The organism is Stenotrophomonas sp. YJH_SMC_46 (assembly GCF_059370315.1).
On sequence record NZ_JCAFTO010000003.1, the window covers coordinates 227,969 to 253,493 of the forward strand.

A 25,525-nucleotide genomic window follows, 5' to 3' on the forward strand; every position below is an offset into this window, starting at 1 on the left:
CAAGGCGAAGGCGGCACGATCGGCACCGCTTCGGCGACGGTGACCCCAGCTTAGGTGGCGTAAGTGTCTGTAATCTGTGATAAACAGGCGGGCGAAAGGGTGGAGGGCATCACGCTTTCATTTTCCTTGCCGAAAGCGTGCATGGCCCGGTGCATGGCCCGGAATGCCAGTTGGGTGGCGTTCGTTCAGATTGCGGCCAGATCGGCGATAATGGGTGCCATGAGCGTGAATCTGAAAACCCCGCAGGAAATCGAGATGATGCGCATCGCCGGCCGCTTGGCCAGCGAAGTGCTGGACATCGTCACCCCCCACGTCAAGCCCGGTGTCACCACCGAGGAGCTGGACCGCATCTGCCACGACCACATCGTCAACGTGCAGGGCGCCATTCCGGCCAACGTCGGCTACCGCGGCTTCCCGAAGACCGTGTGCACCTCGGTCAACAATGTCATCTGCCACGGCATCCCCAGTGAAGGGAAGGTGCTCAAGGACGGCGACATCATCAACATCGATGTCACCGTCATCAAGGACGGTTGGCACGGCGACACCAGCCGCATGTACTTCGTCGGCACGCCGTCGGTGATGGCCCGCCGCCTGGTGGAAACCACCTACGAAGCCATGTGGCGCGGCATCCGCGCCGTGCGTCCGGGCGCCACCCTGGGCGACATCGGCCATGCCATCCAGAGCTATGCCGAAGGCGAGCGTTTCAGCGTGGTGCGCGAGTACTGCGGCCACGGCATCGGCAAGGTCTACCACGATGAGCCGCAGGTGGTGCATTACGGCCGCCCGGGCCAGGGCCTGGTGCTGCAGCCGGGCATGACCTTCACCATCGAACCGATGATCAACGAGGGCACCCGCTACAACAAGGTGCTGCCGGATGGCTGGACCGTGGTGACCAAGGACCGCAAGCTGTCGGCGCAGTGGGAGCACATGGTCGCGGTCACCGAGACCGGCGTCGACGTGCTGACCCTGTCGCCGGGCGAGTCGCAGGTTTCCTGACGATGCTGCCGGCGAGTTCGCTGCTGGACACGCCGGCCGCGTCGCTCAACGACCCGGACTGGGCTGCTGCGGCGCGGCAGGCGCTGCAGCAGGCCGACGCACGCCTGTACCGCCGTTTCGACCAGGGCGACAACATCGAGCGCCTGCTGGCGTTGCGTGCGCGCGCTGCCGACCACTTGATCCGCCTGGCGTGGCAGCGTTGCCTGCCGGCCGGCAGCGGCCTGTCGCTGTTCGCGGTGGGCGGCTATGGCCGCGGTGAACTGTTCCCGCGATCGGACATCGACCTGCTGGTGTTCGGCGATCCGCCGGCGCAACTGGCGCACGAAGCGGCCCTGGCGCGGCTGTTCGCGCTGCTGTGGGACTGCGGGTTGGCGGTCAGCCATGCGGTGCGTTCTGCATTGCAGTGCCGCGAGGCGGCGGCTGACCAGACCGTGCTGACCGCGCTGATCGAGGCGCGTCCGATCCTGGCCGATGACGCCGCCCGCCGCGCGCTGCGCGAGGCCATCGACGATCGCGAACTGTGGCCGGCACGCACTTTCTTCCTGGCCAAGCTGGAAGAGCTGCGCAACCGTCACCAGCGCTTCGGTGATACCGCCGACAACCTGGAGCCGGACCTGAAGGATGGCCCCGGTGGCCTGCGCGATCTCAACACGCTGGGCTGGATGGCACTGCGCGCGTTCGGCGTGCGCGACCTGGAAGCCCTGGTCGGGCTCGGCCATCTGGGTGCCGACGAAGCCGCAGCGCTCAAGCGCGAACGTGCCGTGCTGGCGCGACTGAGGTTTGGCCTGCACCTGGTAGCACGTCGCCCGGAAGAGCGCCTGCGTTTCGATTACCAGAAGACCCTCGCCGCGCGCCTGGGCTTCGAAGACGACGCCGAGAGCCTCGGTGTCGAGAAAATGATGCAGGGCTTCTACCGCGCCGCGCTGGTGGTGCGGCGGATCAGCGACCGCCTGCTGCAGCGCTTCGAGGAGCAGTTCGACGGCGAGGCGCAGCCGGAGCCGCTGACCGTGGGCTTTTCCCTGCGTCGTGGCTACCTGGCCGCCAACGAGGCCGACTGGCCGCAGGGCGACATTGGCCAAGTGTTCGCGCTGTTTTCCAGCTGGGCCAACAACCCGCAGGTGCGCGGCCTGCACTCGCTGACCGCGCGTGCACTGGCCGAGTCGCTGCCGCTGCTGCCGGCCTATGACCAGGCCGACGCCGACGCACGCGAGCACTTCCTTGCCCTGCTGCGTGGCCAGCGCCCGGTCGACACGCTTTCGCGCATGGCGCGGCTGGGCGTGCTTGGCCAGTGGATTCCCGCGTTCGCCCAAGTCAGCGGGCGCATGCAGTTCGACCTGTTCCATGTCTACACCGTCGACCAGCACACGCTGATGGTCCTGCGCAACATCGGCCTGTTCGCCAGCAGCCGTGCCGACGAGCGCTTCTCGATCGCGCACGAAGTGTGGCCGCGCCTGCGCAAGCCGGAGCTGCTGCTGCTGGCCGGCCTGTTCCATGACATTGCCAAGGGCCGCGGCGGCGACCACTCCGAGCTGGGTGCGGTGGACGCGCGCGCGTTCTGCCAGGCACATGCGCTCAGTGGCACCGATACCGAACTGGTCGCCTGGCTGGTCGAACAGCACCTGCGCATGTCGGTGACCGCGCAGAAGCAGGACATTGCCGACCCGGTGGTGATCCATCGCTTCGCCACCCTGGTCGGCAGCCGCGACCGCCTGGACTACCTGTATCTGCTGACCTGTGCCGATATTGCCGGCACCAGCCCGAAACTGTGGAACGCCTGGAAGGATCGCCTGCTGGCCGACCTTTACTTCGCCACCCGGCGCGCGTTGCGCGAAGGGCTGGAGCATCCGGTGCCCGCCGCCGAGCGTGTGGCCGAGGCGCGTGACAGCGTGCGCGCACTGGTGCGCGAGCAGGGTTACGACGATGCCACCATCGACCGCCAGTTCGCGGTGATGCCTGATGAGGGCTTCATCCGCCTGCGCCCCGAGCAGCTGGCCTGGCAGGCCGCTGCGCTGGTGCCGGTGAAGCAGGGCCAGACCCTGGTCAAGGTCCGCCGGATCAGTGTCGACGACCCCGCGCTGGAAGTGTTCGTGCACTCGCCCGACCGCGACGGCCTGTTCGCCGCGATCGTGATGACCCTGGACCGCAAGGGCTACGGGATCCACCGTGCACGCGTGCTGGACGGCCCGGCCGACACCATCTTCGATACCTTCGAAGTGAACCCGGCCGACACGTTTGCCGATGGCAACAGTGCCAATCTGGAAGCGGCGCTGCGCGAGGCCCTGAGTGGCGACCTTGCGCGGCTTCGGCCGTCACGCCGGGTGGTGCCGCGGCAACTGCGTCATTTCCGTTTTGCGCCGCGCATCGAATTCCGCGATGAACCGGGCGCAACCCGTTTTGCCCTGGTCGCCCCCGACCGTCCCGGCCTGCTGGCCGATGTGGCGTTCGTGCTGCGCAACCAGGGCCTGCGCGTGCATGATGCGCGCATTGCGACATTCGGCGAACGCGCCGAAGACACCTTCGTGATCAGTGACGAACACGACCTCCCCCTGACTGAACCTGCCCGGCAGCAGCTGCATGACGCGATGCTGGCCTGCCTGGACCCTGATCGAAACGCCGGAGACCCCGCCTGATGGCCACCAAGCCTGTTAAGAAGACTGCTGCCACCGCCAAGAGCGCAGCGGCCAAGAAAACTGCCGCCGTGCCGGCCGCGAAGAAGGCTGCCGCGCCGAAGAAAGCCGCGGTGGTGAAGGCGCCGGCGAGGAAGGTGGCGGCACCGAAGAAGGCCCCGGCCAAGAGCGCAGAAGCCGCACGCGCCGAAACCATCGCCCGCAAGTCGCTGCGCAAGCCGGTCGCGCCGGGCGTGGAAGAACTGAAGTTCGGCATCGAAAGTGCCTTCGAACGCCGCGCAACGCTGACCCTGCACGAACTGGAAGGCTCGACCAGGCCGCTGGTCAACCGTGTGATCGACGGCCTGGAGAGCGGTGAATTCCGCGTCGCCGAGCCGGACGGCCAGGGCGGCTGGAAGGTCAACGAGTGGCTGAAGAAGGCGGTGCTGCTGTATTTCCGTGTCAACGACATGGCGGTGGTCGATGCACGCCCGGCACCGTTCTGGGACAAGGTCGAATCGCGCTTCGCAGGCTATGACGAAGCGAAGTTCCGCCGAGGCGGCGTGCGCGTGGTGCCGGGCGCGATTGCTCGCCGTGGCACGTATTTCGGCAAGGATGTGGTGCTGATGCCGAGCTTCACCAACATCGGCGCCTATGTCGGCGAAGGCACCATGGTGGACACCTGGGCCACCGTCGGTTCCTGCGCGCAGATCGGCCAGCACTGTCATCTGTCCGGCGGTGCCGGCATCGGCGGCGTGCTGGAGCCGCTGCAGGCCAGCCCGACCATCATCGAGGACCATTGCTTCATCGGTGCCCGCTCGGAAGTGGTTGAGGGTGTGGTGGTCGGCCACCACAGCGTGATCGGCATGGGCGTGTTCCTCAGCCAGAGCACCCGCATCTACAACCGCGCCACCGGTGAGATCAGCTACGGCTACATCCCGCCGTACAGCGTGGTGGTGTCCGGCTCGCTGCCGAGCAAGGACGGTACCCATTCGCTGTACTGCGCGGTGATCGTCAAGCAGGTCGATGCCAGGACCCGCAGCAAGACCAGCGTCAACGACCTGCTGCGCGGCCTGGCCGACTGAAGGTGACTGCGCCGGAGGATCCGGCGCAGTACGCGAGCTACCGGCATCCTCCCGACGTCCTGTTCGGGCGGATGCTGCCGCGCCTGCCGCGTGCGCCGCGCTGTGGCAGGCGACCCACCGTGCCGCGCCGTTCCGGGTCGTGTCCGAGCGCCTGTTGTGAGATTCTGGCCCTCTGTTTTCCAGCATCACAGATGGCCATGAGCACCACTGTCTACGGTTTGAAGAACTGCGATACCTGCAAGAAGGCGACCAAGTGGCTGGACCGCTTCGGCGTGCCGTACACCTTCGTCGACTACCGCGACAACAAGCCCAGCCCGGAAACGCTTCTGGAATGGGCCGCGCAGCTGGGGGGGCTGGCGGCGATGGTGAACAAGTCCTCCACCACCTGGCGGCAGCTGCCGGACAACCGCAAGGCCGCGGACTCCGAGGCCGAATGGAAGCTGCTGCTGCGTGAGTACCCGCAGCTGATCAAGCGCCCGCTGGTGGTCACGGCCGACGGCAAGGCCAGCCAGGGTTTCAGTGACAACGGCTTCAAGGCCCGCTTCGGCGTGGGCCAGTCATGAGTGCCGTCCTCGACCTGGCCTGCGAGCTGATCGCGCGCCCCTCGGTTACCCCGGACGACGCCGGCTGCCAGGCACTGCTGGCGGCGCGGTTGAAGCAGGCAGGGTTCCACTGTGACCAGCTGCGTCTGGGTGAGGTCGACAACCTGTGGGCGACCCACGGCCAGGGTGCGCCGGTGCTGGTGCTGCTGGGCCATACCGACGTGGTGCCCACCGGCCCGCGCGAGGCCTGGACCAGCGATCCGTTCACGCCGCAGATCCGCGATGGCGTGCTGTATGGCCGTGGCGCCGCCGACATGAAGGGCAGCGTGGCCGCGTTCGTGGTGGCCGCCGAGCAGTTCGTCGCCGCGCATCCCGATCACCCCGGCACGCTGGCGGTGCTGCTGACCAGCGACGAGGAAGGCGACGCGATCGATGGCGTGCGCCACGTCGCGCGCCTGTTCGCCGAGCGCGGCCAGCGCATCGACTGGTGCATTACCGGCGAGCCATCATCGACAGCGGCGCTGGGCGACCTGCTGCGCGTCGGGCGTCGCGGCAGCCTGTCGGCCAAGCTGCGCGTGCAGGGCGTGCAGGGTCACGTGGCGTATCCGGAGAAGGCACGCAACCCGATCCACCAGGCGGCGCCGGCCCTGGCCGAGCTGACGGCGCGACGCTGGGACGAGGGGTACGAGAGTTTCCCGCCGACCAGCCTGCAGATCTCCAACATCCGTGCCGGCACCGGCGCCAACAACGTGATTCCCGGGGAGCTGGAGGTCGATTTCAACATCCGCTACAACCCGCACTGGGATGCACCGAAGCTGGAAACGGAGATCACCGCGCTGCTGGACCGGCACGGCCTGCAGTACGCGCTGAAGTGGCATCGCAGCGGCGAGCCGTTCTACACCCCGGAAGGCACGCTGCGCGCCACCGCGCGCGCGGTGCTGGCCGAGCACATCGGTCGTGCCCCTGAGGAAAGCACCGGTGGCGGCACCTCCGATGCACGCTTCATCGCGCCGCTGGGTGCGCAGTGCATCGAAGTGGGGCCAGTCAACGCCAGCATCCACCAGGTGGATGAGAACGTGCGCGTGGATGATCTGGAAGCGTTGCCGGGGCTTTACCAGCGCCTGGTGGAACGGCTGCTGGTGTGAGCCTGCGACGGTGGGTGCCGACCGTTGGTCGGCACGCCCCCCGCCGGAGCTACATCCCTGTAGAGCCGAGCCATGCTCGGCTGATGTCCACCGGCAGAAGCAGCCGAGCATGGCTCGGCTCTACTATTCTGAAAAAAGGAAGAACGGCGGCTTGATCGCTTTTTCCCAGTAACTCGGCGCCGCCATGTAGAAGCGTTGCGCCTCGGCCCGTGCAAACCAGCGCGCGGCTGCGTCGGTGTCCTTCTCCACGCCGGGCGCGCCGCGGCCCAGCAGCAGTCCGGCGAAATACTGGCCGAACACATTGCCTTTCTCGCCAGCGCGCTGGTACAGCTGCAGCGCACGCGCCGGATCGCGCGGCAGTCCCATGCCCCCCTCCAGCAGCGCGCCCAGGTCTACCTGCGCTTCGGCATCGCCACGCTCGGCACGGCGCTGGATCTGCGCAACCCGCGGATGCACGGTGTCATCCTGTGCGGCCACCGCATCCGGCAGTCGCGACGACGAACTCGGGTATCGCTTGTAGATCATTTCGCGCAGGTCCCAGCGCAGCGCCTGTTGCGCGTCGCCACGCTGACGATAGGCCTTGGCGAGTTCGTAGAACGCATAGGGATTGCCGTGGTAGGCCGCCGCCAGATAGGCGCGTTCGCCACGTCGCCAGGATGCGCGCAGCACCGGTGCCGGGTTGATGTGGGGGCTGTCGGCATGGCGCAGCGTGCCGGAGATCCAGATCCGGCCCAGTGCTTCTTCCGCCCTGGTGTTGTGGAAGGTCCAGGGGGCGACCGCTGCGGCACGTTCGTAGTGGGCGATGGCGCGCGGATCGTTGAAGCGCTCGAAGGTTTGCGCGGTATCGAAGGCACCCTCGAAGCTGCCGTCGGTTCCGCGTTGTTCCAATGCCTGCCGCTGGGATTGCGGCAGCGTAGAAGGCGGGGGCAGGGTCTGGCAGGCCGCCAGGCCCAGGCAGAGCAGGGCGGCCAGTGCCCCGATGCGTCCATTGCAGTGTTGCATTCCTGTTACACCGGTTCAGGGCGCGCCATTATGCGCCTCAGGCGTGGTTGCCGACGCAACTGTTGCGCCGCGCCGGAAACCGGGGTAGGGTCGATGCCATGTCGATCCGCCTGGCCACCGCCGTCAATAACAACAACCGCAATAATCTGCGCGCGAATAATCGTGCGCGGCCGATGCGGGACTGCGCCCTGGGTAGATAGACAGCAACACACGCCCGGACACCAGAAAACCCGCATCAGCCGATGCGGGTTTTTTTGTGCCCGGGCGCCGCCCACCCGGGCCTGGATGGCCGGTCGAACACCTTCCCACCCGTGAAATTCCACAACAGGAGCTCCCCCATGTGTTCGATCTTCGGAATCTTCGGCCTGCAGGCCGGTGACGATCTTCCGGCCCTGCGCCGCCACGCGCTGGAACTGTCGCAGCGCCAGCGCCACCGTGGCCCGGACTGGAGCGGCGTGTACCTCGACGAAGGCGCGCTGCTGGTCCACGAGCGCTTGGCCATCGTCGACCCGGCCGGTGGTTCGCAGCCGCTGCTGTCGGCCGATGGCCAGCTGGCGCTGGCGGTCAACGGCGAAATCTACAACCACCAGCAACTGAAGGCCGCACTGACTACCGCCTACGACTTCCAGACCGGTTCGGACTGTGAAGTGATCAATGCGCTGTACCGCCAGGGCGGATCGCCGGCGCAGTGGCTGGAGCAGCTCAACGGCATCTTCGCCTTCGCCCTGTGGGATCGTGCTGCCGGACGCGTGCTGGTGGCGCGGGATCCGGTTGGCGTGGTGCCGTTGTACTGGGGCCACGATGCCCAGGGGCGCCTGCGCGTGGCCTCGGAAATGAAGGCGCTGGTCGATACCTGTGCCGACGTCGCGCAGTTCCCGCCGGGCCACTATTTCGACAGTGCCCGTGGTGAGCTGGTGCGCTACTACCAGCAGCCGTGGCGCGCCTACGCTGACGTGCAGGGGCGCCAGGCCGATCTGGCCGAACTGCGCCAGGCCTTCGAGCATGCGGTGGAACGCCAGTTGATGAGCGACGTGCCATACGGCGTGCTGCTGTCCGGTGGCCTGGACTCGTCGCTGGTGGCGGCGGTGGCTGCGCGCTATGCACGTCGCCGAATCGAGGATGGCGGGCAGACCGAAGCCTGGTGGCCGCGCCTGCATTCGTTCGCGATCGGCTTGAGGGGCTCGCCCGATCTGGCTGCCGCTGCCATTGCTGCCGAAGCGCTGGGTACCGTGCATCACGGCTTCGAGTACACCTTCGAGGAAGGCCTCGATGCGTTGCCGGAAGTGATCCGCCACATCGAAACCTACGACGTCACCACCATCCGCGCCTCGACGCCGATGTTCCTGCTGGCGCGGCGGATCAAGGCGATGGGGGTGAAGATGGTGCTGTCCGGCGAGGGCAGCGACGAGATCTTCGGTGGCTACCTGTATTTCCACAAGGCACCGGATGCGCGTGAATTCCACGAGGAGCTGGTGCGCAAGCTCGACGCCCTGCACAACTACGACTGCCTGCGTGCCAACAAGTCGATGATGGCCTGGGGCGTGGAGCCACGCGTGCCGTTCCTCGACCGCGAATTCCTTGATGTGGCGATGCGCTTCGATGCCGCGCACAAGATGGTCGGCGCCGGCTTTGGTGGCCGTCGCATCGAAAAGGCGGTGCTACGCGAGGCGTTCGATGGCTACCTGCCGGACAGCATCCTGTGGCGGCAGAAGGAACAGTTCAGCGATGGCGTCGGCTACGGCTGGATCGACGGGCTGAAGGCACATGCCGAGGCGCAGGTGAGCGACCGTGTACTGGCTGCGGCCGACAAGCGCTTCCCGCACAACCCGCCACAGACCAAGGAGGCGTACTACTACCGCCACCTGTTCGAGCAGTTCTTCCCCAGCCGCGCGGCTGCCGAGACCGTGCCGGGCGGCAAGTCGATCGCCTGTTCGTCGCCGGCGGCCATTGCCTGGGACGCCAGCTTCGCCGCGGCTGCAGATCCGTCGGGTCGCGCGATCGCCGGGGTGCACGCGCAGGCACTGGCGTAATGCTTCCGCCGGGCACGGCCCGGTGCTACCGAGCGATGGTAGCGCCGGGCCATGCCCGGCGGGCACAAACGACTTAATCCCCTCCGTCCCCTTTTTGTATGATCGCCCCCTGCGCATTGGGGAATGTTCATGGACGTACAGGCGAGCGGCGGCATGCGGCCCACGAAATGGGGATGGCGTTATCTGGCCTGGGCCGGTGTCCCGCTGCTGGCCGGCGTGCTGCTGGCGCGCTATGCCGGGCCGGCGGCGCCCGAGGCGGTTGCGCGTACCACGGTCGCTGCCGAAGGCAGCTGGGCACGGCATCTGGCGTCACCGCTGGGCCTGTTCCTGCTGCAGCTGCTGGTGCTGTTGCTGGTAGCCAAGGGCGCCGGTGCGCTGCTGAAGCGGCTGGGCCAGCCGGCGGTGATCGGCGAGATGGCGGCCGGCCTGATGATGGGGCCGCTGGTGCTCGGCAGCCTGCTGCCGCAGCTGCAGGGTGCGCTGTTCCCGGCCAGTTCGCTGGGCCCTCTGGGCATGCTCAGCCAGCTGGGCGTGCTGATGTTTCTGCTGGTGGCCGGTGCCGAACTGGACCTGGCGGCACTGCGCGGCCGCCGGCGTTTCGCCTTCACGGTCAGCCATGCCGGCATCGCGGTGCCGTTCGTGCTCGGCGTCGCGTTGGCGATCTGGCTGTACCCGCAGCACGGCCCGCAGGGCGTGGGCTTCACCGCATTCGCGCTTTTCGTTGGCATATCGATGAGCATCACCGCGTTCCCGGTGCTGCTGCGCATCCTCGCCGACCGTGGCATCACGCAGACGCCGCTGGGCCAGACCGCCATCGCCTGCGCGGCTTTGGGCGATGCCACCGCATGGTGCCTGCTGGCACTGATCGTGGCGGCGGCACAGGCCAGCGGCTGGCTGCCGGCCAGTCTCAACCTGCTGTGCGTGGTCGCCTTCGTGGCGCTGATGCTGGGGCTGGTGAAGCCGTGGTTCGCTCGCCAGCAGATTGCGCCGGGCCGTGAGGGGCGCTGGCTGCTCGGCATCCTGCTGCTGTCGCTGGGCAGTGCCCTGATCACCGAAATGCTGGGCATCCACGCGCTGTTCGGTGCGTTCGCTGCGGGCGTGGCGGTGTCGTCCAACGCGCAGCTGCGCGGCCTGTTGATGGCCCGCGTCGAACCGTTCGCGGTGACCCTGCTGCTGCCGCTGTTCTTCGCCATGACCGGCCTTCGCATGCGCGCCGACGCGCTGCAGGCCAGCGACATCGTGCTGTGCGCGGTGGTGATCGCGGTAGCCACGGCCGGCAAGCTGCTGGGCACCTTCAGTGCCGCACGCAGTGCGGGCATGCCCACGCGCGAGGCGTGGCGGTTGGGCGCGCTGATGAACACCCGGGGCCTGATGGAGCTGATCGTGCTCAACCTGGGCTACGAGCTGGGCCTGCTCGGCGACCGCCTGTTTGCGGTGCTGGTGATCATGGCGCTGGTGACCACGGCGATGACCGGGCCGCTGCTGAACCTGATCGAGCGGCGCAGGGGCTGACCCGGTAGCGCCGCGCCGACATTCTGTGGAGCCGAGTCCATGCTCGGCTCGGCGCCAGAAGCAGCCGAGCATGGGCTCGGCTCTACAGCGTGCAGCGCACCCTTGGGCATGTGGGTGCCGCCGTCAGCGCGCTGGCACCAGCGTCATCGTGTGCTGCGCCTTGCCGGGCAGGAACGGCGTCGGCCGCCCATGCACCCAGTCTTCGTGGCCGGCACCCCAGTACGGCGACAGCGGGTGCCCGCTCTGGCCGCCGGGCATGTGCACGATGCCGTCGGCCTCGTGGCCGGGCGAGACCACCATGCGTTCGGAGGCGCCGAAGTTCGGCGTCTGCACCCGCGGCATATCACGGTCGCCGGGCAGCTGGTCGGCGGGCATGCACAGCCAGCGCTTGGCAACCTCGGGCAACGCCCGTGCGATCGGGTGGCAGAGCGCCGCGGTGTTGCGTTCGCCCCAGGTGCGCTTGGCCAGCGGGCCCTGCTTGGCCAGCTCGCTCTCGGTGCGGCGTGCGGCATCAAGCAGCAGCGTGTCCCAGCTGTCGTAGGCCGGTGGCAGCAGATTGGCGGGGCGCTGCTGCAGCATCGGCCAGGCCACACCTTCCAGCTGCGCCAGGCGCGGCTCCAGATAGTCATCGCCCAGCTGCGCGTTGGCCGGGGCCAGCAGTGCATCGGACAAGGTATCCATCACCTGCGTGCGGAACGCGCGCACCACCCGGTAGCTGACCGAGCTGGCCGAGGCCCGGCCGCCCCACTGGTGGCTGACGGACTTCAACCGCTTCAGTGCAGGGTCGTCACTGCGTTCGATGACGTCGTGCAGCAGCGCCCACCAGCGCTGCAGGAACACCGCGCGATCGTCGAGCTGGATCGCCAGCAGGTCGTGTTCATCGAAGCGCTCCTGGATCGCCAGCAGGTCGCGGATCTGCCGCCCGCGGGCGCCAAGGTCATAGCCGCCGTTGCCGGCCTGGGCCAGTGCCTCGCCGTCGAGGACGCGGCCGTTGGCGGTCCACAGGCGATGGTTGGGGGGATCGATCAATGCCGGCGAGGCATCGCTGCGGATCGGCCAGGGGGCGCAGTCCTGGTTGTGGGCGGCGTTGAAGCCGGCCGGCGCGCAGCCCGGACCGCGATCCGGGCGGGCGCCGATCAGCCGCCAGGCGATGCGTCCGCTGCGGTCGCCGACCACCAGGTTCTGCGCGGGGATGCCGGCGTGGTCGGCGAACTGCAGGGCACCGTCCAGGTCACCGGCACGGGCCAGGTCACCGAAGTCCAGGCGCACCGCGCCGGGCAGGTGGGCGACCCAGCGCAGCGCATCGCCACTGCCATCGGCATGGGTATGCAAGATCGGGCCCCAGGCGGTTTCGCGCACCGGGAACAGCACGTCGGCCTGGCCAGCCACGGCGATGCGTTCTTCATGCACGGTCACGGCGGCGTTGGCCGGTTCAGTGCGGTAATCGGCGGTATCGATGTAACTGTTGGTGAAGCCCCAGGCGATGTGCCCGTTGCTGCCGACGATCACGGCCGGCAGGCCCGGCAGCGAGAAGCCGGTGACGTCGACCTGGCCGCCGGCAGCTTGTGGGTCGGGGTAGCGCAGGCGCACGCGGAACCACAGGCCGGGTGCACGCAGGCCCAGGTGCATGTCGTCGGCAACGATGGCGCGGCCGTCGGCGGTGAGTGCACCGGCCACCGCGAAGTTGTTGCTGCCGATGACATCGGCCTCTTCCTGCTCGGTGCCCGACTTTCCCTTCAATGTGCGCAGGTCGAGCTGGCTGGCGTCGGGCAGGGCAGCATTGCCGCTCGGTTCGCCGAACAGCGGTGCATCCCATTCAGTACCGTCGTGGGCGATCAGCGCGTACAGCGCCGGCGGCACCACGGCGCGGATGCGGCTCAGCGCAAGCTCGGTCTGATTGCCCGGATCCTGCAGGTCGGCATACATGGCCAGCCCGGCCAGCACGCTGTCGCTGGCCTGCCAGGGTTGTGGCGATTGCCGCAGCAGCAGGTAGGCCCACGGGCGCACGGAGAGATCGGCCAGGCCCTGATTGACCCCACCGACATAGGCGCTCACCGCTTCGATGTTGTCGCCCAGCGCAGCCTGCATGTTCGCCTCGGTGCGCGCGCGCAGCCGATGCACGCGCATGCGCTTGTCGGCGTCGATGGCCTTCGGCCCGAACAGCGCCGACAGCTCCCCGGCGGCACTGCGGCGCATCAGGTCCATTTCGAAATAACGTTCCTGCGCGTGCACGCGGCCGAGTGCGCGCATCGCATCGGCCTGGCTGCCGGCGGTGATGGTGACCACGCCCAGCGCATCGCGCTCGAGAGTGACCGGCGCGGCCAGCCCCGGCAAGGCATGCTCGCCGTCCAGGTCGGCCAGGCTGCCCCGCAGCAGGAGCCACAGGACCAGTGCGGCGATCAGCACGATGGCGATCACTACGCCCAGCACCCAACGCAATGTACGTCGCATCGCACGTCCTTTCCGAACTCGTGGGCCGATTGTAGCCGCAGGCGCAACTGCGACTGATTCCGATTAGATCACCGTACTTTGAAATGCGGCACCCTATGCCGCATCGATTCACAGGAGCCCCCCATGAAAGGCAACCCGGACGTCATCGCCTGCCTGAAGGAACTGCTGCGCGGCGAGCTCGCTGCCCGCGACCAGTACTTCATCCATTCCCGCCGCTACGAGGACCAGGGCCTGTTCGCGCTGTACGAACGCCTGAACCACGAGATGGAAGAGGAAACCCAGCATGCCGATGCGCTGCTGCGCCGGATCCTGTTCCTGGGGGGCGACCCGGACATGCGCCCGCATGCCACCGAGCCGGGCAAGACCGTGGAGGAGATGCTGCAGAAGGATCTCGACACTGAATACGCGGTTCGGAACAATCTCGCCGCCGGCATGAAGCTATGCGAGGAGAAGGGCGATTACGTGAGCCGCGACATCCTGCTGGCGCAGCTGAAGGACACCGAGGAAGACCACGCCTGGTGGCTGGAGCAGCAGCTGGGCCTGATCAAGCGCATCGGCCTGGAGCTGTACCAGCTGAGCAAGATCGACGGCAGCGGCGCCCCGGCGCACTGACCGGCACCGCTTTTTGTAGAGCCGAGCCAATGCTCGGCTGCCTTCCGGTAGAGCAGACCGCTGGTCGGCCGCTTTTCGGTAAAGCAGCCGACTGACAGTCGGCTCTACCAAGAGCAAAGAGCAGCCGACCAGCAATCGGCTCTACCAGAAGCACGGCGTTCTGTCGCCCGCCAGCACCGGAGCATCGCCAGCCAGCCTTCGCCAGCCAGCTGCTCCACCGCCCGCCAGCCGACAACGAAAAAGCCGGGGAATGCCCCGGCTTTTTCGTGTCTGATCCCCGGCGAGGCGTGTCAACAAAGGTTGACACCCGCCAGGGGCAGGGCCCCAGCTCTCACTCCACCGACAGCCCTTCCACCTTCTGCCAGCCGCGCGGCAGCAGGTGGCCGCGGGTGGCGCGGGCGCCGAGATAGGCGTCGAGCTCGTTGAACTTCAGGCCCATGGTGCGCTGGCCGCTGCGCACCTGCAGGGTCTGCCCCGGGCTGATCGCCACGATGGCGACGACGCGTTCGGTGGCGAGCTTGGCCTTCGGGATCTCGATGATCTTGTTGCCCTTGCCCTTGTCCAGTTCCGGCAGGTCGTTGGCGGCGATCGCCAACAGGTTGCCCGAACTGGTCACCGCCACGATGCGGTCGGTGGCGACGTTGGCGACCACTGACGGGGTCAGCACCGACGAGCCGGCCGACAGGTTCAGCATCGCCTTGCCGGCCTTGTTGCGGCCGATCAGGTTCTCGAAGCGGGTGACGAAGCCATAGCCGTGGCTGGAGGCCAGCACGAAGCGGGTGTCCGGCTCGGCGCTGGCCAGGGTCACGAAGCTGGTGCCCGGTGCCGGCGAGAAGCGGCCGGTCAGCGGTTCGCCATTGCCACGCGCGGAGGGCAGGGTGTGCACCGGCGTCGAGTAGGCGCGGCCTTCGCTGTCGAGGAACGCGACCTGCTGGGTGCTGCGTGCGCGCACCGCGCCCTGCAGCCCGTCGCCTTCACGGTACGACAGTGCGGATGCATCGACGTCGTGGCCCTTGGCGGCGCGGATCCAGCCCTTCTCCGACAGCACCACGGTCATCGGCTCGCTCGGCACCAGCTCGGTCTCGTCGATGGCCTGCGCCGCCTGGCGCTGCACCAGCGGCGAACGGCGTGCGTCGCCGAACTTCCTGGCGTCGGCGGTCAGTTCATCGCGGATCAGCTTCTTCAGCTTGGCCTTGCTGTCCAGGATGCCGAGGATCTTCTCGCGCTCCTTGGCCAGTTCATCCTGCTCGCCGCGGATCTTCATTTCCTCCAGGCGGGCCAGCTGCTTCAGCTTGGTTTCCAGGATGTACTCGGCCTGTTCCTCGGACAGGCCGAAGCGCGCGATCAGCGCGGCCTTCGGCTCGTCTTCGGTACGGATGATGTGGATCACCTCGTCCAGGTTGAGGAAGGCGACCAGCAGGCCTTCCAGCAGGTGCAGGCGACGCTCGACCTTCTGCAGGCGGTGCTGCAGGCGGCGGGTGACGGTGTTGCTGCGGAAGGTCAGCCATTCGCTGAGCAGCATCTTCAGGTTCTTCACCTGCGGACGGCCGTCCAGCCCGATCACGTTGAGGTTGACGCGGTAGCTGCGCTCCAGGTCCGTGGTGGCGAACAGGTGGCCCATCAGCTGGTCGGCGTCGACGCGGTTGGAACGCGGCACCAGCACCACGCGCACCGGATTGGCGTGGTCGGATTCATCACGGATGTCCTCCAGCCACGGCAGCTTCTTGGCGCGCATCTGCGCGGCGATCTGCTCGATCACCTTCGACGGCGACACCTGGAACGGCAGCGCCGTGATCACGATGTTGCTGGCTTCCTTGGTGAAGGTCGCGCGTGCACGCACGCTGCCGTTGCCAGTCTCGTAGATGTTGCGCAGGTCATTGGCCGCGGTGATGATCTCGGCGCTGGACGGGTAGTCCGGGCCCTGCACGTGTTCGCACAGGTCGCGCACGGTGGCGTCGGGGTTGTCCAGCAGGTGCAGCAGCGCACTGACGATCTCGTTGAGATTGTGCGGCGGCACGTCGGTGGCCATGCCCACGGCGATGCCGGTGGTGCCGTTGAGCAGCAGGTGCGGAAGCCGCGCCGGCATCCAGGTCGGTTCCTGCAGGGTGCCGTCGAAGTTCGGTGCCCAGTCGGTGGTGCCCTGGCCCAGTTCGCCCAGCAGCACTTCGGCGATCGGGGTCAGCTTGGATTCGGTGTAACGCATCGCCGCGAACGACTTGGGGTCGTCGCTGGAGCCGAAGTTGCCCTGGCCCTCGATCAGCGGGTAGCGGTACGAGAACGGCTGTGCCATCAGCACCAGCGCCTCGTAGCACGCGCTGTCGCCGTGCGGGTGGTACTTACCGATGACGTCGCCGACGGTGCGCGCGGACTTCTTCGGCTTGGACGCGGCATTCAGGCCCAGCTCGCTCATCGAATAGATGATGCGGCGCTGCACCGGCTTCAGGCCGTCGCCGATGAACGGCAGGGCGCGGTCCAGGACCACGTACATCGAGTAGTCGAGGTAGGCGCGTTCGGCGTACTCGCGCAGCGGCAGTTGTTCGAATCCGTGGAACACGGGACGGGCAAGTTCGGTCATGCGGCGTTGTTACCTATGTCGGGAGGCGGCGACGGCGGTCGCCGCTCGCAATCCTGTGATTATCCGGATGCGGCGGGGGATGCCAAGCCGCGTGCAGGGTCCAGCCCGGTTTCCAGGCCATGCCCGGCCCGCGCCAGGTAGCGCCCAGGCGGCAACCCGAAGTGACGGCGGAACACGGTGACGAACGCGCTGGCGCTGCTGAAGCCCAGTGCGTGGGCGATGTCGGCCACGCTGCGGCCCTCGGTCAGCTGGCGCAACGCCTCGGACAGGCGGGCCTGTTGCCGCCACTGGGCGAAGCTGAGCGTGGTCTCGTCGCGGAAGTGACGGGTCAGGCTGCGCGGCGACAGGCCGGCCCAGTGGGCCCATTCGGCCAGGCTGCGCTCGTCGGACGGGTCGGCCAGCAGCTGCGAGGCGATCTTCAGCAGGCGCCGGTCGTGGGGCATCGGCAGATGCATGCGCTGACGCGGCGCGGTGCGGATCTCGTCCAGCAGCACCTCGATGATGTGCTGGCGCTCGGGCGTGGTGTCATAGCCCAGCGGCCATTCGCAGATGCGCTCGGCCAGCGCCTGCGCCAGCTTGGACAGGCCCAGCACGCAGGGGTCGGCGGGCAGGGTGGCACAGGCGGGTGCGGCCAGCGCCATGCCCCAGCCACGCAGCGGCCCGTCGAGGGTGACCGTGTGCGGCTCCAGCGGCGGCATCCAGCCGGCCGAACCCGGCGCCAGCGACCAGGTGCCGTGCGAGGTGCGGGTGGTCAGCAGGCCACGCTCCACGTAGATCAGTTGCGCGCGCTGGTGATGGTGCCAGTCCACCTCACGGACCAGTCCCTGCGGGCTGTCGAAGCGGTAGGCGACCACCGATGGGCCGTCGTTGCGCTCGAACCAGTCCAGCGCGTCGTCGCGCAGCAGGCGCTTGGGAGGGGGAATTTCTGCCTTGTTCATCATATCCGCTGGCTGAAATGTGTCATCCATTGGCTGAATTGTACTACCGGGCCAGCTGACCAGGTCATTAAGGTAGGCGCCTTCACCGATCCAGCCCATTGCTGCAACACAGCATTCGATGCCAGATCGAATATTTCCATTGAGAAATATTTTTTTTGGAAGAGAATGCTCCCCCATGATCTGTCCTGCAACCACTCCCCCCAGCTTCGGCCTGCTGCTGCGCCAGGTGCGCGACGGGCTGGTCCGCCAACTCGACGCGTCCATGGCGGAAGAAGACCTGGGCATCGGCTTCACCCACTACATCGGGTTGAAGGTGCTTTCCAACATGGCGCCGTGCACCGCCAACGAACTGGCCCAGGCCATCGACCAGGTGCCCAGCGCCGTGACCCGGCTGCTGGACAAGCTGGAGGCACTGGGCTGCGTCCGTCGCCAACCGCATGCCCAGGACCGTCGTGCGCTGCAGATCGTGCTGACCGATGAAGGCCGCGCGTTGTGGGCGCGGCTGAAGCTGCGCGGCGACGCGGTGATGGATTACGCCCTGCGTGATCTCTCAACCGACGAGCGCACGCTGCTGCTGTCCCTCCTTACCCGAATCCGCGATTCCTTGACGACCCCATGAACCCGATCCCGCATTTCACTTTCCGCCGGTCCGGGCGCACGCTGCTGGTGTCAGCGCTGGCCCTGGCCCTGGCCGCCTGTGCCAGCAGTCGTGGCCTCAATCCGCAGGGCCACGTGCTGGATGTGGACAGCCTGCACAGCGAACGCACCCTGGCCGACACCGACCTGAGCGCCACCGGCTTCCCGGCGCAGGACTGGTGGAAGGCGCTGGGCGATGCGCAGCTGGACGCGCTGGTCGCCGAGGGCCTGGCCGGCCACCCGAGCCTGGACGCCGCCGACGCGCGCCTGCGCCAGGCCCAGGCCCAGGTCGGCACTGCGCGTGCCGACGAACTGCCGAGCCTGTCGGTGTCCGGTGGCTACACCGGCCTGCGCCTGCCTGAGTCGATGGCAGGCAGCGAGATCGGTGGCCATTACGCCGGCAGCAGCCAGGTCGCCTTCGACTTCAGCTACGGCGTGGACCTGTGGGGCGGCAAGCGCGCCGCCTGGGAAGCCGCCGTGGACGGTGCGCACGCCGCCACCGTTGAAGCGCAGGCCGCCCGCCTGAACCTGTCCACTGGCATCACCCAGGCCTATGCCGACCTGGCCTACGCGTGGCAGCTCAACGACGTGGCCGAGGAAGAGCTGAGCCGTTCGCAGAAGTCACTTGAGCTGACCCGCCAGCGCCGCCACGCCGGCATCGACAGTGATCTGCAGGTGCGCCAGGCCGAGGCCCGCGTGCCGGCCGCGCAGCAGCAGGTGCAGGCCGCCCAGCAGCGTATCGACGCCGCCCGCACCGCACTGGCCGCGCTGGTCGGCAAGGGCCCGGACCGTGGCCTGTCGATCCAGCGCCCGCAGCCGTTGAACCCGGTGGCGCTGCAGCTGCCTGGGGTGCTGCCCAGCGAGCTGCTGGGCCGTCGCCCCGACATCGTGGCCGCACGCTGGCGCGTTGAAGCGGCCGACAAGCAGATCAAGGTCGCGAAGACGAAGTTCTACCCGAGCTTCAACCTGACCGCGCTGGCCGGCGTGGTCGCCCCGAATGTGAGCGACCTGCTGAAGAGCAGTTCCACCTTCGCCTACATCGGCCCTGCGCTGAGCCTGCCGATCTTCGAAGGCGGCAAGCTGCGCGCCAACCTGGCCAACACCGATGCGCAGTACGACCTGGCGGTGGCCAACTACAACCAGACCGTGCTCGATGCGCTGCGTGATGTGGCCGACCAGGTCAACGCGGTGCGCTCGCTGGCACAGCAGGCGCAGTCGCAGCAGCAGGCGGTGGACACCGCACGCGCTGCCTTCGACCTGGCCCAGCAGCGCTACCGCGCCGGCATCGGTAGCTACCTGGACGTGCTGACCGCGCAGTCCACCCTGCTGCAGTCGCAGCAGCAGCTGGCCGGCCTGCAGTCGCAGCAGGTGCAGTCCTCGGTGCGCCTGAGCAAGGCGCTGGGCGGTGGTTTCCAGCCCACTGACGCCGACCGCGCACCGATCGCCTCCCATTCCGATTCCTCGCATTCCTGAAGATCTCCGACATGAGCCAGACCCAAGACACCGCGGCCCCGGCCGCCCCCAACCGCCGCGGCAACCTGCTGCGCGGCCTGTTCGTGATCGTCGTGCTGCTGCTTGCCGCTTTGGCGCTGTGGTACTTCATGTTCGGCCGTTGGTTCGAAGAGACCGACGATGCCTACGTGCAGGGCAACCAGGTGCAGATCACCCCGCTGGTGGCCGGCACCGTGGTCGCCATCAATGCCGATGACGGCATGCGCGTGGAGCGCGGCCAGCTGCTGGTGCAGCTGGACCCGTCCGACACCGCAGTGGCGCTGCAGCAGGCCGAAGCCAACCTGGCCAAGACCGTGCGCCAGACCCGCGGCCTGTACCGCAGCGTGGAAGGCGCGCAGGCGGACCTGAACGCCCGCCAGGTGACCCTGAAGCGCGTGCGCGAAGACTACGCCCGCCGCAAGGACCTGGCCGCCACCGGCGCCATCTCCAACGAAGAACTGGCCCACGCCCGCGACGAGCTGGCCGCGGCCGAAGCGGCCGTGGCCGGTTCGCGCGAGACCGTCGAGCGCAACCGCGCCCTGGTCGACGACACCGTGATCGCCACCCAGCCGGACGTGCAGGCCGCCGCCGCACAGCTGCGCCAGGCCTTCCTCAACAACGCCCGCGCCGGCATCGTCGCGCCGGTCTCCGGCTACGTCGCCCGTCGTTCGGTGCAGGTCGGCCAGCGCGTGCAGCCGGGCAACGCCCTGATGGCCGTGGTGCCGACCGAGCAGATGTGGGTCGAGGCCAACTTCAAGGAAACCCAGCTGCGCCACATGCGCCTGGGCCAGGAAGTGGAACTGAAGTCGGACCTGTACGCCGGTGACGTGAAGTACAAGGGCCGCATCCAGAGCCTTGGCCTGGGCACCGGCTCCGCGTTCTCGCTGCTGCCGGCGCAGAACGCCAGCGGCAACTGGATCAAGATCGTGCAGCGCGTGCCGGTGCGCATCGCCATCGATGCCAAGCAGCTGGCCGAACACCCGCTGCGCATCGGCCTGTCGATGAAGGCTGAAGTGAGCCTGCGCGACCAGAAGGGCGAAGTGCTGCCGAGCACTCCGGCCAAGGGCACGGTGTTCGACACCGACGTGTATGCCAAGCAGCTGCATGATGCCGACGAGGTGATCCACACGATCATCCAGGGCAACCTGCCGCAGCAGCAGGCGAAGGTGGGCTGAGGTCGCCATGTCCGCACAAGCTCCAGCCGCGCCCGGCGCTCCGGGCGCACCGGCGGCGCCAGGTGCGGCCTCCGGGTTCCTGCCGCCCAGCGTCGCACTGTGCACTGTCGGCCTGGCGATGGCCTCGTTCATGCAGGTGCTCGACACCACCATCGCCAACGTCTCGCTGCCGACCATCGCCGGTAACCTCGGCGCCAGTTCGCAGCAGGCGACCTGGGTCATCACCTCGTTCGCGGTCAGCACGGCCATCGCGCTGCCGCTGACCGGCTGGCTCAGCCGCCGCTTCGGCGAACGCAAGCTGTTCGTCTGGGCCACGCTGGCCTTCGTCATCACCTCGCTGCTGTGCGGCCTGGCGCAGAGCATGGGCATGCTGGTGGTGTCGCGTGCGCTGCAGGGCTTCGTGGCCGGCCCGATGTACCCGATCACGCAGTCGCTGCTGGTTTCGATCTACCCGCGCGAGAAACGCGGGCAGGCATTGGCGCTGCTGGCGATGATCACGGTGGTTGCGCCGATCTGCGGGCCGATCCTCGGTGGCTGGATCACCGACAACTACAGCTGGGAATGGATCTTCCTGATCAACGTGCCGCTGGGCATCTTCGCTGCGCTGGTGGTGGGCAACCAGCTGAAGGGGCGGCCGGAGCAGATCGAGAAGCCGAAGATGGACTACGTCGGCCTGATCACCCTCGTGATCGGCGTCGGTGCGCTGCAGCTGGTGCTCGACCTGGGCAACGACGAGGACTGGTTCGCGTCGATGAAGATCGTGGTGCTGGCCTGCGTGGCCGTGGTGACGCTGACGGTCTTCCTGATCTGGGAGCTGACCGACAAGGATCCGATTGTCGACCTGAAGCTGTTCCGGCACCGCAACTTCCGCGCCGGCACGCTGGCGATGGTGGTGGCCTACGCGGCGTTCTTCAGCGTGGCGCTGCTGATCCCGCAGTGGCTGCAGCGTGACATGGGCTACACCGCGATCTGGGCGGGCCTGGCAACGGCGCCAATCGGCATCCTGCCGGTGATCATGACCCCGTTCGTGGGCAAGTATGCATCGCGCTTCGACATGCGCATGCTGGCCACGATCGCCTTCATCGTGCTGTCGATGACCAGTTTCCTGCGCTCGAACTTCAACCTGCAGGTGGACTACATGCACGTGGCCGGCGTACAGCTGATCATGGGCATCGGCGTCGCGCTGTTCTTCATGCCGGTGCTGCAGATCCTGCTGTCGGACCTGGATGGGCGCGAGATCGCGGCGGGCTCCGGCCTGGCCACGTTCCTGCGTACGCTGGGCGGCAGCTTCGCGGCCTCGCTGACGACGTGGCTGTGGGCGCGGCGCACCCAGGTGCACCATGCCGACCTGACCGAGCATATCTCGGCCTATCAGCCGGGCATGCAGGACCAGGTCACGGCGATGGGGCAGGGCGACCTGCAGCACGGCGCAGCGGTACTGAACAACATGATCAACCACCAGGCATCGCAGATGGGCTTCAACGACATCTTCTTCCTGCTGGGCTGGATCTTCCTGGCGATCATTACGTTCCTGTGGCTGGCCAAGCCGCCATTCGGCGCAGGTGCGGGTGCGGCCGCCGGTGGTGGGCACTGAAAACTCCCTGGAAACACGTGCTGTATTTTGACCCCGCCGCAAGGCGGGGTTTTTGTTTGTGCAACGTGGGTCGCACGGGCCCTGCCGTTGGGGGGTGTACAGGCGCAGGTTCAGCGCGTGCGATAGACGCGCTTGAACACCACCCGATCACGGAACAATCGGGAAATGGCCCACATTCCCGCCACAAGTACGGCGCCGCACGTGATCCAGCCGGCAGTGGCCTGCAATCGGCTGCCGACCAGTGCGCCGCAGATGATGGCGGCGACAAAGACGAACATTACGGCCTCCTTCGATGCGCCGTAGTGGACCTCGGCCTGGCATCCCACGCATACGCGTACGCCGTGGTTCGAGCCGGTGTGGCAGTGAGGGCAGATGATGCTGCGCTGCATTGGGGCGTCCTTTGGGGAAAGGGGGGCGCTGGTCCGGTCGTGTCGATAGACCTGCAACCGGCTCCGGTAAATCTGCCTCCCACCGAAAAGGAATCGGGTGGATCTCGAGTAGGAAAAGTACGAATTGAACGGGGAACGTGAAATGCGCCCCAAAAGGGGGGCGTTCAAGGTCTGGTGACGGCGCGCCGGGGGGAGGTATGCACCCGCAGGCGACGCCCGGGTGGTGCGAGATACGACAGTCCGAGTGGCGGTTGCGATGCCACGCTCGCCAGGCCCCGGAAACGAAAAAACCCGCTTTCGCGGGTTTGATCATCTTGAGTCGTGGTGCCCAGGAGAGGACTCGAACCTCCACGGTTTTACCCGCTAGTACCTGAAACTAGTGCGTCTACCAATTCCGCCACCTGGGCGACTCAGGAGATGAATTGTGCGGGACGGCAGAGGATGTGTCAACAACATTTCACAGCTTTTTCTGCGGCTGCACGCCCAGGTGAAGCAGCAGGCTGCGCATTGCCGATGACAACTGCGCCCACTCGGCAAAACAGGCGCACAGGCGACGCTGTGCCCACGCATCGGCGAGCGGTACGGAGACGGTATGCGTGCTGCGCCGGTGCTGGCGGGCGATGGTCCGCGGCACGATGCCGATACCAATGTCGTGGCCGACCATGATGCACACCCCTTCGAAGGTCTTCATGCGGATGCGCACGTCCAGGCGCCGCCCGATGTCGCGCGCCTGGTCTTCGATGTAGGCCTGCAGTGCATTGCCGTCGGCCAGCGCGACGAAGGTCTCGCCGGCAACATCGGCGAAGGCCAGGCTGCGCCGCGATGCGAGGCGATGGTCTGCGGGCAGCAGCATCACCAGTGGATCTTCGGCGACCACGTGCTGCTGCAGGCCGGCAGCGTCGACCGCATCACTGATGATGCCGGCCTCGGCCTGGCCAGCGTTGATCGCACGCACGACTTCGGGGCTGGTGCGCTCCAGCAGTTCCACGTGCAGGCGCGGCCGTTCGGCCAGCCACGGTGCCAGCCGCGAAGGCAGGTAGTTGGTCAGTGCTGCGGTGTTGGCATACAGATGCAGTGTGCCGCGCGCGCCGTGCGCGAACGCCTGCAGTTCACCGCGCAGCTGCGCCTGCTGCTGCAGCATCAATCGTGCATGGTGGGCGAGGGCGGCGCCGGCTTCGGTCAGGCTGACGCCGCGGGGGTGCCGGTTCAACAACGCGGTGCCGGCATCGGCTTCGATCGTGCGCAGGCGTTCGCTGGCCGACGCCAGTGCCAGGTTTGCCTGCGCTGCGCCGGCCGTGATGCTGCCCGCCTCGGCAATCGCCAGGAACAGGCGCAGGTCGGCGATATCCATCCGCATGTGATGCCCTCATCGCAACGGCTGCGCCTTCGGATCAGCCGAAGGCAAGGCCGGAAACACCGCATTGTGCGCCGAGCGGCCGGCCGATCCAATGAAGGCATGAATGAATCGATGTACTTCTACGTGCTGCTGGTGGTGGTGTTCGTGCTGGCCGGTGTGGTCAAGGGCGTGACCGGCATGGGGTTGCCGACGGTGGCGATGGGGCTGCTGGGCAGCACGCTGTCGCCGGTGTCGGCGGCGTCGATGCTGTTCATTCCCACCTTCGTCACCAATGCGTGGCAGCTGTTGTCCGGGCCGTCACTGGACCGCATCGTGCGGCGCCTGTGGCCGATGATGCTGGCCGTGGTGGTGGTGACGCTGGGCTCGGCGGCGCTGCTGGTGCGGGTCGATCGCACTTGGTCGCGCGTTGCGCTGGGCGTGGCATTGGTGGTCTATGCCGCCTATGCGTTGCTTGCGCCGGTGTTCCGCGTGCAGCAGCGGCGCGAGCGTTGGCTGGGGCCGCTGGTGGGGGCGTTGTCGGGCGTGGTGACCGGCGCCACCGGCGTGTTCGTGATGCCGGCGGTGCCATATCTGCAGTCGCTGGGGTTGCAGCGCGAGGAGCTGGTGCAGGCGCTGGGGCTGGCGTTCACGGTGTCAACGATTTCGCTGACCGCCGGCCTGGTGCTGCACGGCGCATTCGGCATCCAGCAGCTGGGGCTGAGTGCGCTGGCGGTGCTGCCGGCATTGCTGGGCATGTGGCTGGGGCAGGTGATCCGGCAGCGCATCAGTGCGCGGGTGTTCCGGGGCTGCTTCCTGGGTTTCCTGCTGTTGCTCGGGCTGGAGCTGGTGCTGCGGCCGCTGCTCTGATGCCGGATTCCGGGCATGAAAAAACCCGCTCTCGCGGGTTTTTCTCATTCTCGACGTGGTGCCCAGGAGAGGACTCGAACCTCCACGGTTTTACCCGCTAGTACCTGAAACTAGTGCGTCTACCAATTCCGCCACCTGGGCGTCGAGGAGCGAGATTATGGGGCGTTGTTATGGGGGTGTCAACACTTTTTCTGGATCCGGTGTCGGACCCCGTTTCGCGTGCGGAGCGGGCTCTGACCCCATCTCAATCGCTTGGGTCGGAGCCCTTTCCTTCGGAAAGGAATTCGACCCCGCTGCTGGATTGCAGGCAAAAAAAAATCCCCGCCGAAGTGAGGAGTTTTTTCGTTGGTGCCCAGGAGAGGACTCGAACCTCCACGGTTTTACCCGCTAGTACCTGAAACTAGTGCGTCTACCAATTCCGCCACCTGGGCGTTCCAGAGGCGCAATTGTGAAGATGAATCCGCAGGCTGTCAACGACTTCCTGAATATTTTTCACGCAAGGCCTTCAAGACGGCCACTGACCCGTTCTGCACGCCGTCAACG

At 67.3% G+C, this 25,525-nt stretch carries 19 protein-coding genes and 3 tRNA genes; 13 read left to right on the plus strand and 9 right to left on the minus strand.

All coding sequences use genetic code 11. The features are described 5' to 3' along the window. The first annotated feature begins 210 nt into the window (after positions 1-210). The 5 genes from map to dapE all read left to right on the plus strand — a co-directional run bounded on the left by map (position 211) and on the right by dapE (position 6,374). Entirely contained in the window at positions 211-996 is a 786-nt protein-coding gene (map, locus tag AC5P8C_RS10455) for a type I methionyl aminopeptidase (RefSeq protein WP_032955117.1), read from the plus strand. A gap of 20 nt (positions 997-1,016) precedes the next feature. After that, positions 1,017-3,626: a [protein-PII] uridylyltransferase gene (locus AC5P8C_RS10460; RefSeq protein WP_026346923.1), complete on the plus strand. Its 2,610-nt coding sequence runs from the start codon at positions 1,017-1,019 to the stop codon at positions 3,624-3,626. Next, positions 3,626-4,687 carry a 2,3,4,5-tetrahydropyridine-2,6-dicarboxylate N-succinyltransferase gene (gene dapD / locus AC5P8C_RS10465; RefSeq protein WP_233653056.1) on the plus strand — a complete coding sequence of 354 codons (1,062 nt, stop codon included), beginning with the start codon at positions 3,626-3,628 and terminating at the stop codon, positions 4,685-4,687. Before AC5P8C_RS10460 ends, dapD begins: the two co-directional genes overlap by 1 nt. 191 nt (positions 4,688-4,878) lie before the next feature. Next, the gene (locus tag AC5P8C_RS10470) at positions 4,879-5,250 is read left to right on the plus strand and encodes an arsenate reductase (RefSeq protein WP_021204138.1); all 372 of its coding nucleotides are present in this window, start codon (positions 4,879-4,881) and stop codon (positions 5,248-5,250) included. Next, complete coding sequence (dapE, locus tag AC5P8C_RS10475; protein WP_233653055.1) at positions 5,247-6,374, plus strand: succinyl-diaminopimelate desuccinylase; 1,128 nt, start codon at positions 5,247-5,249, stop codon at positions 6,372-6,374. Before AC5P8C_RS10470 ends, dapE begins: the two co-directional genes overlap by 4 nt. A gap of 123 nt (positions 6,375-6,497) precedes the next feature. Here dapE and AC5P8C_RS10480 read toward each other — a convergent pair whose 3' ends face one another. Continuing rightward, on the minus strand, positions 6,498-7,376 hold the full coding sequence (locus AC5P8C_RS10480) for a tetratricopeptide repeat protein (RefSeq protein ID WP_241873823.1): 879 nt from the start codon (positions 7,374-7,376) through the stop codon (positions 6,498-6,500). 338 nt (positions 7,377-7,714) lie between these two features. Between AC5P8C_RS10480 and asnB the strand changes: the two genes are divergently transcribed. Next, complete coding sequence (gene asnB / locus AC5P8C_RS10485) at positions 7,715-9,406, plus strand: asparagine synthase B (protein WP_233653053.1); 1,692 nt, start codon at positions 7,715-7,717, stop codon at positions 9,404-9,406. Positions 9,407-9,529: 123 nt separating this feature from the next. Next, positions 9,530-10,918, plus strand: coding sequence for a cation:proton antiporter domain-containing protein (locus AC5P8C_RS10490; protein WP_019659104.1), 1,389 nt, complete (start codon positions 9,530-9,532; stop codon positions 10,916-10,918). Positions 10,919-11,041: 123 nt separating this feature from the next. Here AC5P8C_RS10490 and AC5P8C_RS10495 read toward each other — a convergent pair whose 3' ends face one another. Next, positions 11,042-13,369, minus strand: coding sequence for a penicillin acylase family protein (locus AC5P8C_RS10495; RefSeq protein ID WP_019659103.1), 2,328 nt, complete (start codon positions 13,367-13,369; stop codon positions 11,042-11,044). Between the two features lie 123 nt (positions 13,370-13,492). Here AC5P8C_RS10495 and bfr point away from each other — a divergent pair, with 123 nt between their 5' ends. Continuing rightward, positions 13,493-13,981: a bacterioferritin gene (bfr, locus tag AC5P8C_RS10500; protein WP_005415872.1), complete on the plus strand. Its 489-nt coding sequence runs from the start codon at positions 13,493-13,495 to the stop codon at positions 13,979-13,981. 331 nt (positions 13,982-14,312) lie between these two features. Here bfr and parC read toward each other — a convergent pair whose 3' ends face one another. Both parC and AC5P8C_RS10510 read right to left on the minus strand, forming a co-directional pair. Next, on the minus strand, positions 14,313-16,556 hold the full coding sequence (gene parC / locus AC5P8C_RS10505) for a DNA topoisomerase IV subunit A (RefSeq protein ID WP_021204132.1): 2,244 nt from the start codon (positions 16,554-16,556) through the stop codon (positions 14,313-14,315). A 59-nt stretch (positions 16,557-16,615) separates the two neighbouring features. After that, positions 16,616-17,497, minus strand: a complete 882-nt coding sequence (locus AC5P8C_RS10510; RefSeq protein ID WP_026346921.1) for a helix-turn-helix domain-containing protein — start codon at positions 17,495-17,497, stop codon at positions 16,616-16,618. Positions 17,498-17,669: 172 nt separating this feature from the next. Between AC5P8C_RS10510 and emrR the strand changes: the two genes are divergently transcribed. Genes emrR through emrB form a run of 4 tightly spaced genes read left to right on the plus strand, consistent with a single transcriptional unit; the run spans position 17,670 to position 22,390 of the window. Then, complete coding sequence (gene emrR, locus AC5P8C_RS10515) at positions 17,670-18,113, plus strand: multidrug efflux system transcriptional regulator EmrR (RefSeq protein ID WP_019659100.1); 444 nt, start codon at positions 17,670-17,672, stop codon at positions 18,111-18,113. Continuing rightward, positions 18,110-19,603: a multidrug efflux transporter outer membrane subunit EmrC gene (emrC, locus tag AC5P8C_RS10520; RefSeq protein WP_495218720.1), complete on the plus strand. Its 1,494-nt coding sequence runs from the start codon at positions 18,110-18,112 to the stop codon at positions 19,601-19,603. Before emrR ends, emrC begins: the two co-directional genes overlap by 4 nt. 11 nt (positions 19,604-19,614) lie before the next feature. Continuing rightward, complete coding sequence (emrA, locus tag AC5P8C_RS10525; RefSeq protein ID WP_021204129.1) at positions 19,615-20,796, plus strand: multidrug efflux MFS transporter periplasmic adaptor subunit EmrA; 1,182 nt, start codon at positions 19,615-19,617, stop codon at positions 20,794-20,796. Positions 20,797-20,803: 7 nt separating this feature from the next. Beyond that, positions 20,804-22,390 carry a multidrug efflux MFS transporter permease subunit EmrB gene (emrB, locus tag AC5P8C_RS10530; RefSeq protein ID WP_019659097.1) on the plus strand — a complete coding sequence of 529 codons (1,587 nt, stop codon included), beginning with the start codon at positions 20,804-20,806 and terminating at the stop codon, positions 22,388-22,390. Between the two features lie 110 nt (positions 22,391-22,500). Here emrB and AC5P8C_RS10535 read toward each other — a convergent pair whose 3' ends face one another. The 3 genes from AC5P8C_RS10535 to AC5P8C_RS10545 all read right to left on the minus strand — a co-directional run bounded on the left by AC5P8C_RS10535 (position 22,501) and on the right by AC5P8C_RS10545 (position 24,136). Next, positions 22,501-22,779: a hypothetical protein gene (locus tag AC5P8C_RS10535; RefSeq protein ID WP_019659096.1), complete on the minus strand. Its 279-nt coding sequence runs from the start codon at positions 22,777-22,779 to the stop codon at positions 22,501-22,503. Between the two features lie 322 nt (positions 22,780-23,101). Continuing rightward, positions 23,102-23,186: transfer RNA gene (locus tag AC5P8C_RS10540), tRNA-Leu, on the minus strand. Between the two features lie 50 nt (positions 23,187-23,236). After that, positions 23,237-24,136, minus strand: coding sequence for a LysR family transcriptional regulator (locus AC5P8C_RS10545; RefSeq protein ID WP_233653047.1), 900 nt, complete (start codon positions 24,134-24,136; stop codon positions 23,237-23,239). Positions 24,137-24,235: 99 nt separating this feature from the next. Here AC5P8C_RS10545 and AC5P8C_RS10550 point away from each other — a divergent pair, with 99 nt between their 5' ends. Then, positions 24,236-24,982: a sulfite exporter TauE/SafE family protein gene (locus AC5P8C_RS10550; protein ID WP_087803314.1), complete on the plus strand. Its 747-nt coding sequence runs from the start codon at positions 24,236-24,238 to the stop codon at positions 24,980-24,982. Between the two features lie 56 nt (positions 24,983-25,038). Here the strand turns inward: AC5P8C_RS10550 and AC5P8C_RS10555 are convergent. Together AC5P8C_RS10555 and AC5P8C_RS10560 are read right to left on the minus strand one after the other, a co-directional pair. After that, positions 25,039-25,123, minus strand: a tRNA-Leu gene (locus AC5P8C_RS10555). 205 nt (positions 25,124-25,328) lie between these two features. After that, a tRNA-Leu gene (locus AC5P8C_RS10560) sits at positions 25,329-25,413 on the minus strand. Positions 25,414-25,525: the final 112 nt, after the last annotated feature.